Here is a 261-nt window from a genome sequence, read left to right as displayed (position 1 = left end):
GGGCCCCTCCTGCGGGGCCGTTGCTGGCGACGACGGTGCCGTCCAGGGTGTCGATGATCTTGCGGCAGATGGCCAGGCCCAGGCCCGTGCCGCCCGAGCCGTCCTTGGTCTTGCTGGACTGCACGAAGGGCTGGAAGATCTTGTCCAGTTCCTGCGGCGGAATGCCCGGTCCCTGGTCGGAGACGGCAATGCAGATGTCGCCCTGTCCGTCGATGCGGCCCTGCACATCGATGCGCCCGCCGATGGGCGAGAACTTGATGG

1 protein-coding gene is annotated in these 261 nt (G+C 67.8%); it reads right to left on the bottom strand.

All coding sequences use genetic code 11. The annotated features are described in order from the left end of the window. Positions 1 to 261 (bottom strand): sensor histidine kinase (locus P8629_RS12130; RefSeq protein ID WP_278166365.1); only part of this gene is annotated, 261 nt, incomplete at both ends.

The organism is Hydrogenovibrio sp. 3SP14C1, assembly GCF_029625905.1.
Classification (GTDB): domain Bacteria; phylum Pseudomonadota; class Gammaproteobacteria; order Thiomicrospirales; family Thiomicrospiraceae; genus Hydrogenovibrio.
Note: the sequence above shows the minus strand (reverse complement) of the source record. Positions and strands in the feature narration are given on the sequence as shown.